The 16,539-nt window shown below is 70.0% G+C and carries 13 protein-coding genes and 1 pseudogene; 6 read left to right on the top strand and 8 right to left on the bottom strand.

All coding sequences use genetic code 11. From position 1 onward, the window contains the following. Positions 1 to 69: 69 nt before the first annotated feature. Positions 70 to 2,697 carry a penicillin acylase family protein gene (locus QSU92_RS09080; RefSeq protein ID WP_289261093.1) on the top strand — a complete coding sequence of 876 codons (2,628 nt, stop codon included), beginning with the start codon at positions 70 to 72 and terminating at the stop codon, positions 2,695 to 2,697. Between the two features lie 19 nt (positions 2,698 to 2,716). Here QSU92_RS09080 and mnhG read toward each other — a convergent pair whose 3' ends face one another. The 7 genes and pseudogenes from mnhG to QSU92_RS09115 form a co-directional block, all read right to left on the bottom strand. Continuing rightward, entirely contained in the window at positions 2,717 to 3,073 is a 357-nt protein-coding gene (gene mnhG / locus QSU92_RS09085) for a monovalent cation/H(+) antiporter subunit G (protein WP_289261094.1), read from the bottom strand. Then, the gene (locus QSU92_RS09090) at positions 3,070 to 3,342 is read right to left on the bottom strand and encodes an MrpF/PhaF family protein (protein WP_289261095.1); all 273 of its coding nucleotides are present in this window, start codon (positions 3,340 to 3,342) and stop codon (positions 3,070 to 3,072) included. Before QSU92_RS09090 ends, mnhG begins: the two co-directional genes overlap by 4 nt. After that, positions 3,339 to 3,941, bottom strand: coding sequence for a Na+/H+ antiporter subunit E (locus QSU92_RS09095; RefSeq protein WP_289261096.1), 603 nt, complete (start codon positions 3,939 to 3,941; stop codon positions 3,339 to 3,341). The genes QSU92_RS09090 and QSU92_RS09095 overlap by 4 nt, the downstream gene beginning before the upstream one ends. Further along, a complete protein-coding gene (locus QSU92_RS09100) occupies positions 3,938 to 5,494 on the bottom strand; it encodes a Na+/H+ antiporter subunit D (protein ID WP_289261097.1) in 1,557 nt (518 codons plus the stop codon). Before QSU92_RS09100 ends, QSU92_RS09095 begins: the two co-directional genes overlap by 4 nt. Beyond that, positions 5,491 to 6,030 carry an NADH-quinone oxidoreductase subunit K gene (locus QSU92_RS09105; protein WP_333783466.1) on the bottom strand — a complete coding sequence of 180 codons (540 nt, stop codon included), beginning with the start codon at positions 6,028 to 6,030 and terminating at the stop codon, positions 5,491 to 5,493. Before QSU92_RS09105 ends, QSU92_RS09100 begins: the two co-directional genes overlap by 4 nt. A gap of 26 nt (positions 6,031 to 6,056) precedes the next feature. Then, positions 6,057 to 8,991, bottom strand: a pseudogene (locus QSU92_RS09110) (Na+/H+ antiporter subunit A). Positions 8,992 to 9,057: 66 nt separating this feature from the next. Further along, entirely contained in the window at positions 9,058 to 10,119 is a 1,062-nt protein-coding gene (locus tag QSU92_RS09115) for a LacI family DNA-binding transcriptional regulator (RefSeq protein WP_289261098.1), read from the bottom strand. A gap of 59 nt (positions 10,120 to 10,178) precedes the next feature. On the opposite strand from QSU92_RS09115, the gene QSU92_RS09120 reads away from it, so the two are divergent. The 5 genes from QSU92_RS09120 to QSU92_RS09140 are packed head-to-tail and all read left to right on the top strand — an operon-like array spanning position 10,179 to position 16,319. Further along, positions 10,179 to 11,411: an MFS transporter gene (locus QSU92_RS09120; protein WP_289261099.1), complete on the top strand. Its 1,233-nt coding sequence runs from the start codon at positions 10,179 to 10,181 to the stop codon at positions 11,409 to 11,411. A gap of 40 nt (positions 11,412 to 11,451) precedes the next feature. Further along, positions 11,452 to 12,147 (top strand): endonuclease NucS, encoded by a 696-nt coding sequence (gene nucS / locus QSU92_RS09125; protein WP_289261100.1) that lies wholly within the window; start codon positions 11,452 to 11,454, stop codon positions 12,145 to 12,147. 42 nt (positions 12,148 to 12,189) lie between these two features. Further along, positions 12,190 to 12,873 (top strand): HAD hydrolase-like protein, encoded by a 684-nt coding sequence (locus QSU92_RS09130; protein ID WP_289261101.1) that lies wholly within the window; start codon positions 12,190 to 12,192, stop codon positions 12,871 to 12,873. An 11-nt stretch (positions 12,874 to 12,884) separates the two neighbouring features. Continuing rightward, positions 12,885 to 14,171 (top strand): hypothetical protein, encoded by a 1,287-nt coding sequence (locus tag QSU92_RS09135; RefSeq protein ID WP_289261102.1) that lies wholly within the window; start codon positions 12,885 to 12,887, stop codon positions 14,169 to 14,171. A gap of 30 nt (positions 14,172 to 14,201) precedes the next feature. Further along, the gene (locus tag QSU92_RS09140) at positions 14,202 to 16,319 is read left to right on the top strand and encodes a DUF2156 domain-containing protein (RefSeq protein WP_289261103.1); all 2,118 of its coding nucleotides are present in this window, start codon (positions 14,202 to 14,204) and stop codon (positions 16,317 to 16,319) included. Between the two features lie 9 nt (positions 16,320 to 16,328). On the opposite strand, the gene QSU92_RS09145 is transcribed toward QSU92_RS09140, so the two are convergent. Next, positions 16,329 to 16,535, bottom strand: coding sequence for a cold-shock protein (locus QSU92_RS09145; RefSeq protein WP_179561133.1), 207 nt, complete (start codon positions 16,533 to 16,535; stop codon positions 16,329 to 16,331). Positions 16,536 to 16,539 lie beyond the last annotated feature (4 nt).

Genomic DNA, 16,539 nt, shown 5'->3' on the forward strand with positions numbered 1-16,539 from the left:
GGTGCCGCCCGAACGGCACCGAGGCCCACGCTGTCTGGCACCCGGTCTCGCGAGTGGAGGTCCCCTTCGATGACGAAGCCCGCAGACGTGATCGACGACGTCGAGCTGTTCGACGAGCCCGAACCGCCCGCGAAACGATCTCTCGGCCGCCGCATCGCGATCACCGCCTACGCCGTCTTCGTCGGTCTCGTCGTGCTCGCGCTCATCGCGGCGAGCGTCGTGGTCTACTCCGTCCAGCGGTCCTTCCCCCAGCTCGACGGCGAAAGGACCCTCCCCGGCCTCACCGCCGAGGTCAGCGTGCAGCGCGATGCCCTCGGTGTCCCGACCATCACCGCCGCGACCTCCCGCGACCTCTTCTACGCGCAGGGGTACGTCCATGCGCAGGACCGGTTCTGGGAGATGGATTTCCGCCGTCACGTCACGAGCGGCCGGCTGTCGGAGCTCTTCGGCGAATCGCAGCTGCAGACCGACATCTTCCTGAGGACACTCGGATGGCGCGAGGTCGCCGCCCAGGAAGTGGCCGCTCTCGACCCGACGGCCCGTGCGAACTACGACGCCTACGCCGACGGGGTGAACGCCTACCTGGCCGATCATCAGGGCCCGGACGCCTCCTTCGAGTACGCCGTCCTCGGACTGCAGAACCCCGACTACGAGATCGAGCCGTGGACGCCCGAAGACTCCGTCGCGTGGCTGAAGGCGATGGCCTGGGACCTCCGCTCGAACATCGGCGACGAGACCGGCCGCGCGATCGCCGCGGCATCCTTCACTCCCGAGGAACTCGCCGACCTCTACCCCACCTACCCGTTCGACCGGAACCCGGTGATCGTCCCCGTTCTCGACGAGGCGGGAACGCCCCTGCCGGCGAGCGCGAACGGGAGGGCCGCGGACCCGTCGGTGGTCGAGGCCACCGTCGACTGGACCGAGGTCGGCGACGTCGTCGCGGCCGTCAGCACCCTCGTCGGGCCGATCGGCGAAGGCGTCGGCTCCAACTCCTGGGTCGTCTCGGGTGCCCTCACCGACACCGGGATGCCGCTCCTCGCCAACGACCCGCACCTGGGCGCGTCGCTCCCGAGCGTCTGGCACCAGGTCCAGCTGAAGTGCGAGCGCGTGCAGCAGACCTGCCCCTTCGACGTCGCCGGGTTCGGGTTCTCCGGTATGCCCGGGGTCATCATCGGCCACAACGCCGACATCGCATGGGGCTTCACCAACCTCACCACCGACGTCACCGACCTGTACCTCGAGCGGGTGCAGGATGACGCGTACTGGCGCGACGGGGAGCTGCTCCCCCTCACCACGCGACAGGAGACCATCGAAGTCGCCGGTGGCGACGATGTCGAGATCACGGTGCGCGCGACCGAGAACGGTCCCCTGATCTCCGATGCCGGCGGCGAGCTCGCCGGCATCGCCGACGACCCGTTCGTCGGCACCGAGGGCGCCCCCGCCGCGCCGAGCGACGCCCCCGACGGGGAGTACGCCGTGAGCCTGCGGTGGACCGCGCTCGAACCGGGTACGACGGCCACCGCCATCTTCGCCCTCAACCAGGCGAGCGATTTCGATTCCTTCCGCACCGCCGCGTCGCTGTTCGACGTGCCGGCGCAGAACCTCGTCTACGCCGACACGGCGGGCAACATCGGCTACCAGACGCCGGGCAAGCTGCCGATCCGCGGCGCCGGCGACGGGTCGCTGCCGCAGCCGGGGTGGGACTCCGCCTACGCCTGGCAGGGGTACATCCCCTTCGCGGAACTGCCGGTCTCGCTGAACCCTCAAACGGGGTACATCGTCACCGCCAACAACGCCATCGTGGACGAGGACTACCCGTATCCGCTCACCCGCGACTGGGACTACGGATGGCGTGCGGCGCGCATCGTCGAGATGCTCGAGCGACGAATCGCCGCGGGACCGCTGACAGCGACGGACATGCGCGACATCCAGGCCGACAACGCGATGTGGGTGGGGCCGCGCCTCATCGCCGCCTACGCGGGCGTGCGCACCGGTGACGAGGGAACGGATGCCGCACTCGACCTCCTCGGCGGGTGGGACGGACAGAATCATCCCGGGTCGGCGACCGCTGCATACGCCAACGTGCTGTGGGACGAACTGGTGCAGAACATCTTCGTGCGCGAGCGCGACACCGCGGCACCCACCGGCAACCAGGCCCGGATGTTCCTCGTCGTCGACACGCTGCTCGCCGACCCCGCGTCGCCGTGGTGGCAGAACGAAGGCCTCGATGTGGCGTCGCAGGCCGAGATGCTCGAGCGCACTGCGACCGACGCGTACGAGCGGCTCGTGACGCTGCAGGGCGACAACCCACGGATGTGGAAATGGGGCACCCTCCATGCCCTCGACCTGAAGAACGACACCTTCGGAACCTCGGGCATCGCGCCGATCGAGATGCTGTTCAACCGCGGCCCCTACCCCGTCGGAGGCGGTTCTTCGGTGGCGAACGCCACCGGCTGGGTGCTCGGTCAGGGCTTCGAGACCGTCACCGTGCCGTCCATGCGCATGATCGTCGACCTCGGCGATCTCGACCGGTCGAGCTGGCACCATCTCACGGGCGCGAGCGGCCACGCCTTCCACCCGAACTACGTCGATCAGACTCCCGCGTGGCAGCGCGCGGAGCCGCTCCCCTGGGCCTTCACCCCCGACGCGGTCGCGGCGACCACCACGCACACGCTGCGGCTGGTGCCCTCAGACTGACAGAACCGGCACCGACGGGTCAGCCACCCGCGGCGGGCGGTGTGCTCTTCTGCTCGGCGAGCTCATCCACGAGCAGATCGCGGTCGTCGATCGTGCCGTTGCGGTGCGCCTGGCGGGCGATCATGTGGGCCGAGAGCGGGGCGGTCGCCATCTGCAGCAGCATCACCGGCACGAGGAAGGCAACGACCGGCCACGACTCCAACGCCAGCGCGATGGCGATGCAGATGAGGAGCAGCCCGAGCACCTGGGGCTTCGTCGCAGCGTGGAGGCGCGCGCCCACATCCCGGAAGCGGAGCAGACCGATGGCGGCGGTGAGGCAGAGCAGACTCCCCGCGAGGATCAGCACGAGGGCGATGAGGTCGAGAACATCGGTCATCGCTCTGCGGTGTCCTTCCGTGCGACGAAGCGGGCGATGGAGATCGATCCGAACACCCCGACGGCGGCGATGACGAGGAGAACGGGAAGGGTGCGGGTGTGCTGGTTGATGGCCATCTCCGCGCCCAGGACGCACAGCACCTCGGTGAGGAGGACATCGGATGCCACGGCGCGGTCGAGGATGGAAGGACCGACGACGATGCGCCACAGCGTGAGCAGTGCCGCGACGACGAAGATCACGAAGATCGTGATGAGGAGCACGGTACTCATGTCGGTGTTCCTCCCTGTCGCGGGGTGTCGACCGTCGCTTCGCGGATGATCTCGAGCTGCGCGGTGGATCCGACGGCGCGCACGATCCGCGCCTCCCAGCCGAGCACGGTCTTGCGCTGCAAGTCGATGTCGTCGTCGTCATCCACCCCGATGACGTGCAGGTAGAGCACACGTCGGTCGCGATCGGCTTCGACGACGAGCGAGCCGGGGATCAGCGACGAAGTCACCGCGGTGTGCGTCATGATCAGGTCGTCGTCGGTGCGCAGGTGCACGGCGATGATCGCCGACCCCGGCAGCTTCCCCGGGTGAACGGTCTGCCACGCCACCAGAAGCGAACCGCGCACGAGCGATACGAGGAAGGTGACGACGAAGACCAGTCCGTACCAGAGGTTGAGTCGACCCGACAGCGCGACCGGCGGCAGCCGGAACACGCGCGTGACCACGATGGCCGCGACGAGACCCGTGAGGAACGCGAGCACGGTGAGCTGGCCCCACAGCAGCATCCACAGAGCGATCAGCCACAGGAAGAACGGCAGCTGACGCCACGTGATCCCGAGCATGCCGCGAGGCGGGGGCGGAGTCGCGCGATCCTCGCTCATGAGTCCGCCTCCTGCTCGAGCTGCACGAGCTGGATCGGCTCGAGCAGGGCCGCACCGATGCGTTCGCACACGCCGTAGAGCGGGCCGGCGAAGACCGTCAGCGCGACCGTGATGGCCACCATGCCGGTCGTCGCCGCCGTCATGATGCGGGGGATCGCGCGCCGCTCGGTCTGGATGCCCGCGGCCGGCGCCTGGCCGAGGTAGGAGATGCGCGCCTCGGTCTCGGTGGAGTCCTCGTCCTCGCGCCAGAACGACAGGTTCCATGCGCGCATCAGCGCGTAGAGGGTGAGCAGGCTCGTCACGATGCCGCCGACGATGAGCACGAGCATGATCGGGGTACCGACCTCGGCGGCGGCGTCGAACAGGGCGAACTTCCCGATGAACCCGGAGAACGGCGGCAGACCGCCGAGGTTCACGGCGGGGATGAAGTACAGCACCGCGATGACGGGTGCCGCTCGCATCAGCCCCTTCACGCGCAGGATCGACGTGCTCCCTGCTCGGCGCTCGATGAGCCCCACGGCGAGGAAGAGCGTCGTCTGCACGACGATGTGGTGGACGGTGTAGTAGATCGTCGCGCCGATGGCCGCGGGGGTCGCGATCGCCAGCCCGAAGATCATGTACCCGATATGACTCACCAGCGTGAACGAGAGGATGCGCTTGAGCTCCGCCTGCGCGATCGCGCCGAGCACCCCGACGATCATCGTCGCGAGCGCCACGCACATGAGGAGGAAGTTCAGGTCGTTGTCGTTGAACAGCTGGGTCTCGGTGCGGATCAGTGCGTAGACGCCGACCTTCGTCAACAGCCCCGCGAAAACCGCGGTGACCGGGGCGGGAGCGGTCGGGTAGGAGTCGGGCAGCCAGAACGACAGCGGGAAGACGGCGGCCTTGATGCTGAACGCCACGAGCAGGAGCAGATGCAGCACGGTCTGGGTGTCCTGCGGGAGCTCCATCATCCGCTCGGAGATCTGCGCCATGTTGACGGTGCCCAGGGCCCCGTAGATCGCGGCGATCGCCGCGAGGAAGAGGATGGATGACACCAGCGAGACGACGATGTAGACGACGCCGGTACGGATGCGGTTCTCGGTGCTGCCGAGGGTGATCAGCACATACGAGGCCACGAGCAGGATCTCGAACCCGACGTAGAGGTTGAACAGGTCCCCGGCGATGAAGGCGGTGAAGATCCCCGCCGCGAGCAGCAGGTACGACGGGTGGAAGATCGACACCGGCGTCTCGTCGTCGTTGTCGGCCGCGCCCTGACCCACCGAGAAGAGCAGAACCGCCAGCAGCACGATGCTCGAGACGACGATGAGCAGCGCCGAGAGCCGATCGACGTAGAGGACGATGCCGAAGGGGATCGGCCAGTCGCCGACCGATACCGCCAGGGCATCGCCCCCCTGGTCGACGACGACCAGCAGGATCGCGGCGATCACGGTGACGGTGGTCAGTGTGACGATCGAGATGGCGACCTGGGTGCGCCGATGCCGACCGGCCACGAGGGCGAGCGCTGCGCCGAGGAGGGGCAGCGTCGCCAGGAGCGGGACGAGGGCGATCATGCGTCTCCCCCTCGCTCGGTCGAGTCGGTCCGCCGCGACCGGCGCGTCGACGTCTCGGGCAGGTTCACCGGCGCGTCATCCTGCACGCCGGAGATGTCTCGGCTGCCGAGCACCGTGATCGGCGCGGTGTCGAGTCCGACGAAGTCGGTGGTGGCGTCGTCATCGGTGTCTTCGATCTCGGTCTCGTCGTCGATCATGTCCTCGTCGGCGGCGCCGCGATCGCGCACCGCCAGATCGGCCTCGTCGTCGGCGACAGTGTCGGCCTGGCCGAGCTGCCACGACCGGTAGATGAGAGCGAGGAGGAACGCCGACACGGCGAAGGTGATGACGATCGCCGTGAGCGTCAGCGCCATGGGAAGGGGGTCGGACATCTCCTCGGGTTCGCCGGACCCGAAGAACGGGGCGATTCCGGGCCGGCCGATCACCACGAGGAGGAACAGGTTGGCCGCGTTGCCGAGGAGGAGGAAGCCGATGAGCACGCGGGTGAGGCTGCGCTCGAGCATGGCGTAGACGCCGCAGGCGAAGAGCACGCCCATGATGAAAATGAGGGTGAGAGAGACGCTCACGACACGCTCACCCCCCTGGCCTTGCTCCCCTGCATCTGCCGATCGACCTCGGCGCCGAGCGAGCGCAGCACGTCGAGCACGAGGCCGACGACGACGAGGTAGACCCCGATGTCGAACAGGGTGGAGGTGACGAACTCCACGTGTCCGAGGATCGGGAGCTCGGCCTCGAACCAGGTGCTCGTCAGCGGCGGTGCGCCGAAGAGGAGCGGCACGATGGCGCATCCCACCGCGATCGACATGCCCACGCCCAGGAGGCGCCCGGCGTCGGTCGGTGCGGCGACGCCGAGTTCGTATCGCCCACCGGCGACGTACCGCATCACCAGCGCCATCCCGGCCACGAGTCCCCCGGCGAAGCCGCCGCCGGGCAGGTTGTGTCCGGCGAAGAGCAGATAGAGCGAGACGATGATGATCGAGTGGAAGAGGATCCGCACGATCACCTCGAGGAGGATCGAGCGGTTCTCCGGACGCACCTGCTGCCCGCCCACGAGCCACGCCATGCGCTGACGCCCGCTGTCCGCGTTCCGCGGCTTGACGCCCGACGGGGTCTCGATGAGCAGACGGCGATCGCGCCCACCCACGCGCGGCAGGGCGTTGGTGGCGGTCAGGTTGTCTTTGCGGTCGGTGACGAAGACGAGGGATGCCACGCCGGTGGCCGCCAGGATGAGCACGCTGAGGCTCTCCCATCGTGTCCCAGCCGCGGATGTCGACGAGGGCGACGTTGACGACGTTGCGGCCATGACCGAGTTCGTATGCGAGATCGGGCCAGGCCACCGAGACCGGATCCTGCAGACGCGCGCCGGTCGCGATGACGGCGATCGCCATCATCGTGATGCCGACGGCTCCGGCGACGAGCGCCCGCGGGATCGCGGCGACCGAGGCGTTGTGCTCCCCCATCCGCGACGGGATGCGGCGCAGCACCAGCGCGAACGCGACGAGGGTGACCGTCTCGATGAGGATCTGGGTCAGCGCGAGGTCGGGGGCGCCGCTGATCGCGAAGAGGGCGGCCATTCCCAGCCCCGTCACCGAGACGAGCACCACGCCGGTGTAGCGCTTCTTCGCGCGGACGGCGATCAATCCGGCGACGATCATCACGGGTGCGATGGCCAGCTGCGCAGGATCCTGGAACAGATCGACGTCGGCCCGCCAGTCCGGTCCGCCCATGATGAGGGCGGTCGCCTCGGCGACGACGAACACGATGAAGATCGTTCCGATGTAGACCGGCAGCGAACCGCGCTGGGTGAAGGTGGTCGTGGCCACCGACAGGCGGGCGATGCCGCGCAGCACGGCGTTGTAGACGTCGAACGCCTCGAAGGGAAGGACGCGCTTTGCGACATCCTTCCGCACCGTCGCCCAGAAGATCGCCGCGCCCAGCGCGATGGTGCCCAGCGAGATGAACAGCGCCGGCTCGAGACCGTGCCAGAGCGCCAGGTAGTAGGGCTCGGGCTCGGCGACACCCGGGGTGGCGAGGGGAGCCTCGTCGGCGTAGGTGGCGAGCACCGTGTCGACGGCCGGGGCCGCGAGACCCGCAACGAGGGTGAGGGCGGAGAGGATCAGCGGGGCGGCGAGGAATCCGGCGGGGGCGCCGGGCCACTCGGTGCGCTTCGGCTCGGTGCCGTCGGGTCGGATGCGCTTGGTCCAGAAGGCGCCCCAGACGAACCGGATGCCGTAGGCCATCGTCAGCGCCGAGCCCGCCGCGACACCGAGGATGCCCACGATCCCCCAGGCTTCGCCGCCCTCGGCCTCGTGGAGGAGCGCGGTGAGCGCGGTCTCCTTCGCGACGAAGCCGATCGTCGGCGGCAATCCCGCCATCGAGGCGACGGCGACGATCGACAGCGTCGCGAGGATCGGCGCCTGCCGGCCGAGGCCCGACAGCTCGCCGATGTTGCGGGTGGCGAGCTGTCGGTCGATGATGCCGACGACGAGGAACAGCGCGGACTTGAACAGCGCGTGGCTCAGAAGGAGGGCGAGCCCCGCGAGCGCGGTGTCGCGGACGCCGTACCCCAGGACGACGGTGAGGAAACCGAGCTGGCTGACGGTCCCGAATGCCAGGAGGCGCTTGAGGTCCGTCTCCCGGAGCGCCTGGAATCCGCCGAGCAGCATCGTGAAGACGCCGAGCGAGACGACGATAGGCCGCCATCCCGGCTCGTTCGCCTCGAACGGGGCGAAGAGGGCGATGAGGTAGATGCCGGCCTTCACCATCGCCGCGGCGTGCAGATACGCGCTGACCGGCGTCGGAGCGGTCATGGCGCCGGGGAGCCAGAAATGGAACGGGAAGACCGCCGACTTGCTGAGCGCGCCGACGAGCAGGAGCACAAGGGAGGCGACCACGACGGGGCCCTCGGGCCGGACGGCGAGGATCTCGGAGATGCTCGAGGTCCCCGTGTCGACGACGAGCAGCACGACGCCGATCAGCATCACCAGGCCACCGAGGGTCGTCACCAGCAGGGCCTGCAGGGCCGAGCGGCGACTCGCGCCGCGGCGGTGGTAGTACCCGATGAGCAGGTACGACAGGACGCTGGTGACCTCCCAGAACATCACCAGCACGACCAGGTCGTCGGTGAGCACAAGACCGTACATGGCCCCCGCGAAGGCCAGCAGCACTGCGGCGAACTGGCCGAGGCCTTCGGCGTTGTCGCGGAAATACCACCGGCAGTACAGCAGGACGAGGGAGCCGACTCCGGTGACGACGAGCGCGAGGATCCACGACAGGGTCGTCATGCGCATCGACAATTCGATGCCGAGCGGCGGGATCCAGTCGTATGACTCGAACGGAATGTTCCCCGCGAGCACCCCGGGTCCGAGGATGACGGTGTAGACGAAGGCGGCAGCCGCCACCGCGGCGGCGAAGAAGAACGCGCGCGCTCCGAGGCGATGGACCAGCCACGGGAGGACGAGCGATGACGCCGCGAACACAGCGAGGAAGACCAACATGCGGCCTCCTCAGGGTCGTCGGTCGGCCGGGGCAGCGCGACTCAGGCGATCGGGGTCGGACCCATTCTATTGGGCGGCCGGGGCCGGGCCGGTCGTGTTCCCCTCGCGGAAGGTGCAGGTGAAGTGCATCGACACGGGGCTGCCGCCCTCGATCATGCTGGCGACGGCGAGCCCGGCCGCGCGCCCCTTGTCAGCGGCCGGCTGCACGAGGGTGGTGAGGACATAGGGCGCGAGACCGTCGACCACGATGCCGTCGAAGCCGGTCACGCTGAGGTCGTCGGGCACCCGCATCCCGCGCTCCTCCGCGGCCCGGATGACGCCCGCGGCGAGCAGGTCGCTCTGGGCGATGACCGCCGTCGGCCTGTGCGGTCCCGCCAGCAGGTCGCGCCCCGCCGCAAGTCCCTCATCGATGAAGCTGCCCGCCGCGGCGTAGGCGGGGGCGTCAGGGTAGACGTCGCGCGCACCCGCGAGCCGGTCGCGGGTGACGTCGACGCTCACCTCCGCGTCGGATGAAAAGAACCCCCGCGGACGATCGGCGTTCACCGGGAGCGTCAGGATCACGACGTCCTCGTGGCCGAGCGCCCGCAGGTGACGGGCCGCGTGACGCTGCGCCTCCCTGTTGTCCAGCCCGATGCGGGGGATCTCGCCTCCGGCATCCCCCTCGATGACGACCACCGGGATGCCGCGAGCCCGCACAGTGTCCAGCGATCGCCGCATCAGCGGGCTGCACCCGATGAGCACGGCCGCATCGATCGGCGCAGTGGTCAGCGACGGCGCGGTCTCGGCGGTCTCATCGTCGCGCAGGAGCAGGAGCCCGGCACCGAGTCCGGCGACACCCTCGGTGAGTCCGTCCATCATCTGGGTCTTCACCGGGTCGAGGAAGGCCGTGCCGAGGTGCTCCTCGAAGACGACGCCCACGATGCCCGACCGCCCGCGTCGCAGGGACGCGGCCCGCGGATCGGGTCCGGTGTACCCCAGCGACGCCGCCGCCTCGAGCACCCGCGTCCGCGTGGCATCCGACACCGGCGTCTTGCCGCTGAAGACGACGGAGGCCGTCGACGCCGACACCCCCGCTTCCCGCGCGACGTCCGCGATCGTGGCACGGCGCCGCTCGTCGCTGCGTCTCATGCTCCCAGCCTAACGGCCGCGCCGTTCCGCGGATCGAAACGATTCGGTATCCTTCACGGGTGGAACTCGTCCTGATCCGTCCTCAGCTGGTGCGCTGGCGCACCGCCGTCTTCGCGATCTTCCTGGCCAGCGGCCTCAGCATCGCCACATGGGCGTCGCGGGTACCCGCCATCAAGAGCGCACTCGGTGTGGACAACGTCGAGATCGGGTTCCTCCTCCTCGGCGCCGGCATCGCCTCCATCCTGGGGCTCTCCGTCGCGTCGGCCGTGCTCGCCCGGTTCGGCGCCAAGCGCGGGATGCTCGGTGCGATGATCACCTTCGCCATCGGCGTCGCCATCGTAGGAGTGGGTACCGACGCCGTGCCGTCCTACGCCATCGTCCTCCTGGGCCTCTGCCTCTTCGGGTTCGGCAACGGCGCGGTCGACGTGATGATGAACGTCGACGGCGCGGCGATCGAGAAGCAGTCGAACAAGACGATCCTCCCTCTCTTCCACGCCTTCTTCAGCTTCGGAACCGTCATCGGCGCGGGCGTGGGCACCCTCGCCGCCGCGGTCGGCATCAACGTGCTCGCCCATACCGTGACGATGGCCGTCATCGTGCTCGCCATCGCTCTGGCCACGTATCCGGCCGTTCCGGCGCGCGAGCTCGCCGAAGACCCGACGCCGGGGGAGAAGGCCGACTGGCGCGAGCGCCTCCGCACCAACCTGTCTGCCTGGCGCGAGCCGCGCACCTACGCGCTGGGTGTGATCATGCTCGGCATGGCCTTCGCCGAAGGGGGTGCCAACGACTGGCTGGCCCTGGGTGTCGTCGAGGGTCACGGCGGCACGGAGGCCGTCGGCGCCGCGGGGCTCACCGTCTTCTCGATCAGCATGACCGTCGTCCGCGTGCTCGGCGGACCGCTCGTCGACCGCTTCGGTCGCGTCAACACCCTCCGCATCCTGGCGGTGACCGCCGCGGTCGGCCTGCTGCTGTTCATCCTCGCCCCCAACCTGCCGCTCGTCTTCGTCGGCGCGGCGCTCTGGGGCGCGGGAGCATCGCTCGGGTTCCCCCTCGGCATGTCGGCCGCCGCCGACGACCCGGCCCGCGCGGCAGCCCGGGTGAGCGCGGCCGCCACCATCGGCTACGTGGCGTTCCTCTGCGGACCGCCCATCCTCGGATTCATCAGCGAGCAGATCGGGCTGCTCAACACGCTGTTCATCCTGGTCGCGCTCATCGTGGCATCCGGCATCGCCTCTCCCGCCGCGCGACCGATCGCCGGCTCGACCGTCGGCGCCGGGCACCCGCACCACTGATCCTCGGGCAGCACCGCGCTTCGGCGACTACGCTCGACGGGTGCGCCTGGTCATCGCTCGCTGCTCCGTCGACTACACGGGCCGCCTCACCGCTCATCTCCCGCTCGCGACGCGCCTGCTCGTCCACAAGGGCGACGGGAGTCTGCTCGTGCACTCCGACGGCGGCTCCTACAAGCCGCTGAACTGGATGAGTCCGCCGTGCACGCTGACGGTGCAGACGCCGGATGAGGATGCCGCTGCGGCCGGCGTCATCGAGCAGTGGCGCGTCACACATGCCAAGACCGGCGACGCGCTGCTGGTGCACCTGTACGAGGTGCTGCACGATTCGTCGCACGACCTCGGGATCGACCCCGGGCTGCAGAAGGACGGGGTCGAAGCAGACCTGCAGCGGCTTCTCGCCGAACAGGTCGCGATCGTGGGGGAGGGGGTCTCACTCGTGCGACGTGAGTTCCCCACCGCCATCGGACCCGTCGACCTGCTGCTGCGTCACCCCGAGGGCGGCACCATCGCGATCGAGGTCAAGCGTCGCGGTGACATCGACGGCGTCGAGCAGCTCACCCGCTACCTCGAGCTGCTCAACCGCGACCCGCACCTCGCACCGGTGACCGGCGTCTTCGCCGCCCAGGAGATCAAGCCGCAGGCGCGCGTGCTCGCGGCCGACCGCGGCATCCGCTGCCTCACTCTCGACTACGAGGAGATGAAGGGCGTGGACTCGGGACACCTGCGGCTCTTCTGAGCGCGGTCCGAGAGGCCGTCGCGGACTTGTAGCGTGGAGGTCATGTCGACGCGCTCACCCTGGACCTGCATCCTGTGGGACGTCGACGGCACCATCATCGACGCCTCGGTCGGCATCCTTCGCCGGCTCACGATCACGCTCGAGCACTTCGGCAAGCCCGCGCCCACCCGCGAGGAGCTCGCCCACTGGATCGGCCCGCCGATGTACGAGTCGTTCCAGGTCAACGTCGGCATGACGCCTGACGAGTCGACCGAGGCCGTGGCGTTCTACCGGACGCTCGGCAAGCAGGACGGCTACACCACCGATGCGCGGCTCTTCCCGGGCATCGCCGAGATCATCCACGATGCCCACGCCGCCGGCATCCCCCAGGCGACGGCGAGCTCGAAGCCGGAGGTGCAGGTGGTCGCCCTCATGGACCACTTCGACCTCTCGCCCCTCTTCACAGCGATCGCGGGCGCAACCCCCGACGAGAAGACGCTGAGCGCGAAGTCCGACATCGTCGCCGAGGCGCTGCGCCGCCTCGAGGCCGCCGGCGTCGACATCGCCCGGCCCGTGCTGATCGGCGACCGCCACCACGACATCGAGGGCGGCGCCGAGCACGAGGTGCCCGTGATCTTCGTCACGTGGGGCTTCAGCTGGCCCCATGAGGCCGAGGGCGCGCAGGCGGTCGTGTCGGATCCCGCGCAGCTGCGGAGGCTCCTCTTCGTATCCGACGGCGACGGCTGAGCGAGGGCCCGATGACCGAGCAGGCCGACGACCTTCTCCGCTGGGTGGTCCCTGCCGCCGTCGTGTTCGGTGTGACGGCCCTCGCCGTCGTCGTCGGGCTCATCGCACTGCGGCGCTCGCGGCGTTCGCCCAAGGCGGTTGCCGCCGCCGAGTCGGCGCGGGACGAAGCCGGTCGCGCCCTGGTGAGACTCGATGACGCGGTCGATGACCTCGACGTCGAAGTGAGCCTGTCGGGGGCGCTCTACGGCGGCGACGCCCCGACGACCCTGCGCCGCGCGCGGATGACCGCCCAGCACGTGCGCGACGACGGATTCGAGGAGTACCGGCGCCTCGCCGCGCGACTCGAGCGCGGCGAGGAGGCGGCGCGCGTGCGCCGCACCGCCGAGTCGATCACCCGGAGCGTCGAGACCGCCCTTCTCGCCGTCGACGGCGCTCGCACCGCGCACGCCGCGTGGGTGACCGCGCACGTCACGGCCGCCGACCAGGTCCGCTCCGCGCAGGCGCGGCTCGCCGAGGTGCGGGCGGGGATGGGCGATCCCGAGGCCCTCATCGCGCAGCTCGCCCGATTCGACCAGCGCGAATGGCAGGATGCCGCGGCGGCAGCCCGCGCGGCCGTCACCGAGGCCGACGAGGCCGAGGAGCGCCTCGCCGAGGCGTCGCGCTCGGCCGCGGACCCCACCCGCAACGCCCTCGCCGACCTCGCCGCGGGGGAGCGGGCCCTCCGCCGCGCCGAGGCCGACGCCCGCACGCTCGAGGAGACCTACCGCCTCATCACGCAGGCCTCGCAGGCGCTGTCGGACGAGTTCGATTCGGCACGGGGTGCGCTGCGCGCCGCAACAGCGATCCGGACCAAGCTCGAGCCGGCCGATGCGGAGCGCCTCGGCGATGAGATCCGCGCTGTCGCCACCTCCCTCGACGCGCTCGAGGCGGGAGCAGCACGCCGGCCCACCCACACGATCGGCGAGATCGCGCGCCTGCGCGACCGCCTCGACCGCGCTCTCGGTGACGCCCGCACCGCGCAGCAGCGCCTCCGCGGAGCCCGTACCGCTCTTCCCGGCACGCTCGCCGCGGCCCGCAACGGCGTCGCGCTCGCCGAGGCGGCGATGTCGGGCGTGCACACCGGCGCCGACGCGCGGGCGCGCCTCATCTCCGCGCAGCGCGACCTCGCGGCCGCCCGGCACGCACAGGATCCGGTCGAAGCACTCGACGCCGCGCGGCGCGCGCTCCGGCACGCCGAAGACGCGCAGGCGCTCGCCCACTACGCCGCCGACAGCGGCGCGGCCATCGATCCCGCGTAGAGTCCGACGGCCCTCGCTAGGGTGAGTGCCATGGCGGGGGCGGGCGGCGACGCAGGCGGAACCACGACGAAGGATGCCGGGCGTGCTGCGCCGTACGCGCGGCATCCGGTCGTCCGGATCGCCCGTCGAATCCCCGCGACGCTGACCCTGGTCGCCCTGATCCTCGCGGCCGGAGTGATCTGGCAGGGACTCTGGCGCCCGTTCGAGGACGCCGACCTCCACGACACCGTCGCGTACGGTCTTCCCGCGCTCCTGGAGGGACGGTGGTGGACCCCGGTCACGGGCACGTTCTTCGTGAACCAGCCGTGGGTGTACCTGTTCACCATCGCCGGCTTCTGGGGGATGGCATATCTGGAATACCACCGCGGCTCACGCGTCGCCCTGGCGTACTTCTGGATCGGCCAGCTCTTCGCCGTATGCGCCACGGCGCTCCTGCTGTGGTTCGCCGCGCTCCTCCCGTGGGGATGGGCCCAGGCCGAGGCGGCCGCGCTGGACGTCGGCGCTTCAGGCGGCACGATGGCGTGCATCGCCGCGGCGATCGGGCTCTTCCCACCACCGTGGCGGGTGCGCGCATGGCTCGTGCTGCTCGGGTTCGTCTTCGTCGCGCTGCTGTTCTGGGGCGCGCTCCCCGACCTCGAGCATGTCGTCGCCGTCGTGCTCATCCTCTTCGTCGACCGGTCGCTGCGCCTCCAGCGCATCACGGTGCGCGAACAGCGACTGCTGGCCTTCGTGTCGATCGTCGTGCTCGGCGTCATCCAGATCGCCCTCATCGTCGTGCCGACCAACGGGCCATTCGGTCCCACCGAACCGGTCTCGGGCGGGTTCTTCGACGTCGCCGTCGACACGATCATCATCGCCGTCATCGCCAACGGGCTGCGCCTCGGACGCCGCTGGGCGTGGGTCCTCGGCCTCGTCCTCGGCATCCTGAACGTCCTCGTCGGCGTTCTCATCGTGGTGGCCATCGTCCTCAGCAGCGAAGCGCAGGTCGAGGTCGTGATCGACGGCGAGACCGAGATCGGGCTCGTCTCGGCGGCGCTGTGGCTCATGCTCGCCATCTACCTCGTGTGGGTGCGCGCGGCGTTCCGCGCCAAGCCGCGCCGCGGGCTCGGCGCGACGCCCGTGCCGAGCGTGAACGACGTCAAGGACATCATCCGCGCCGATGGCGGCGGCACCCTGTCGTGGATGGCGACGTGGGAGGGCATGGCGTACTTCCGTACGACCGCGGGCGTCGTGCCCTACCAGCGGCACCTCGGCACAGCCATCGCCCTCGGCGATCCGCTCGGTCCCGAAGAGTCGCGAGCGGACTCGGTGCGCGAGTTCGCCGACGCGGCCGAGCGCGCCGGCCTGATCCCGTGCTTCTTCAGCGCTGGCCAAGCCACCCGCGCGGCGATTCCCGAGGGATGGCGGAGCCTCGTGGTCGCCGACGACACGATCGTCGATCTCCCCGGCCTGCAGTTCACCGGCAAGGCGTGGGGCCCGGTGCGATCGTCGTTGAATCGCGCGGAGCGCGAGGGGATGACCTTCCGGATGACCCGGCTCGGCGACGAGCCGTGGGGCGTTCAGGCACAGCTTCGCGCGATCTCGGAGGCGTGGGTCGGCGACAAGGGCCTCCCTGAGATGCGGTTCACCCTGGGCACGCTGATCGAAGCGGCAGACCCCGAGGTGCGCCTGGCGCTGGCGCTGTCACCCGCCGGCGACGTCGACGGCTTCCTGTCGTGGCTGCCCGTCTACGGCGCCGGCGGCGACGTGCGCGGGTGGACGCTCGATCTCATGCGACGCCGCGAGGGCGGCTTCGGCCCCGTGATGGAGTTCCTCATCGGGTCATCCGCACGCCACTTCGCCGACGAGGGCGCGGCCGTGCTCTCGCTCTCGGGCGCACCGCTCGCCCACGAGGGCCCGGCCGACGCGGGGGTCATCGCCGACCTCACCGACCGCCTCGCGCAGATGCTCGAGCCGGTGTACGGGTTCCGATCGCTGCACCGCTTCAAGCAGAAGTTCAACCCGCGGTACGAGACGATGTACCTGCTCTACCGCGACGAGGGCGACCTCTCGCGGATCGCGGCCGGCCTCACCCGCGCGTTCCTGCCCGATGCGACCCTCCGGCAGTTCGCCGGCGCGGGTCTGGAGCTGGTGCGCGGAAAGGACTGACCGACCGGGTCAGACGGGGCGGATGTTCTCCGCCTGCAGACCCTTGGGACCCTGCGCCACATCGAACTCCACGCGCTGGTTCTCCTCGAGGGAGCGGTACCCGCTCGCCTGGATCGCCGAGTAGTGCGCGAACACGTCGGCGCTCCCGTCATCCGGTGCGATGAAGCCGAAGCCCTTCTCGGAATTGAACCACTTGACCGTGCCCTGCGTGCTCATCTAC

Origin of the sequence: Microbacterium sp. ET2 (genome assembly GCF_030347395.1) — a bacterium.
GTDB lineage: Bacteria > Actinomycetota > Actinomycetes > Actinomycetales > Microbacteriaceae > Microbacterium > Microbacterium albipurpureum.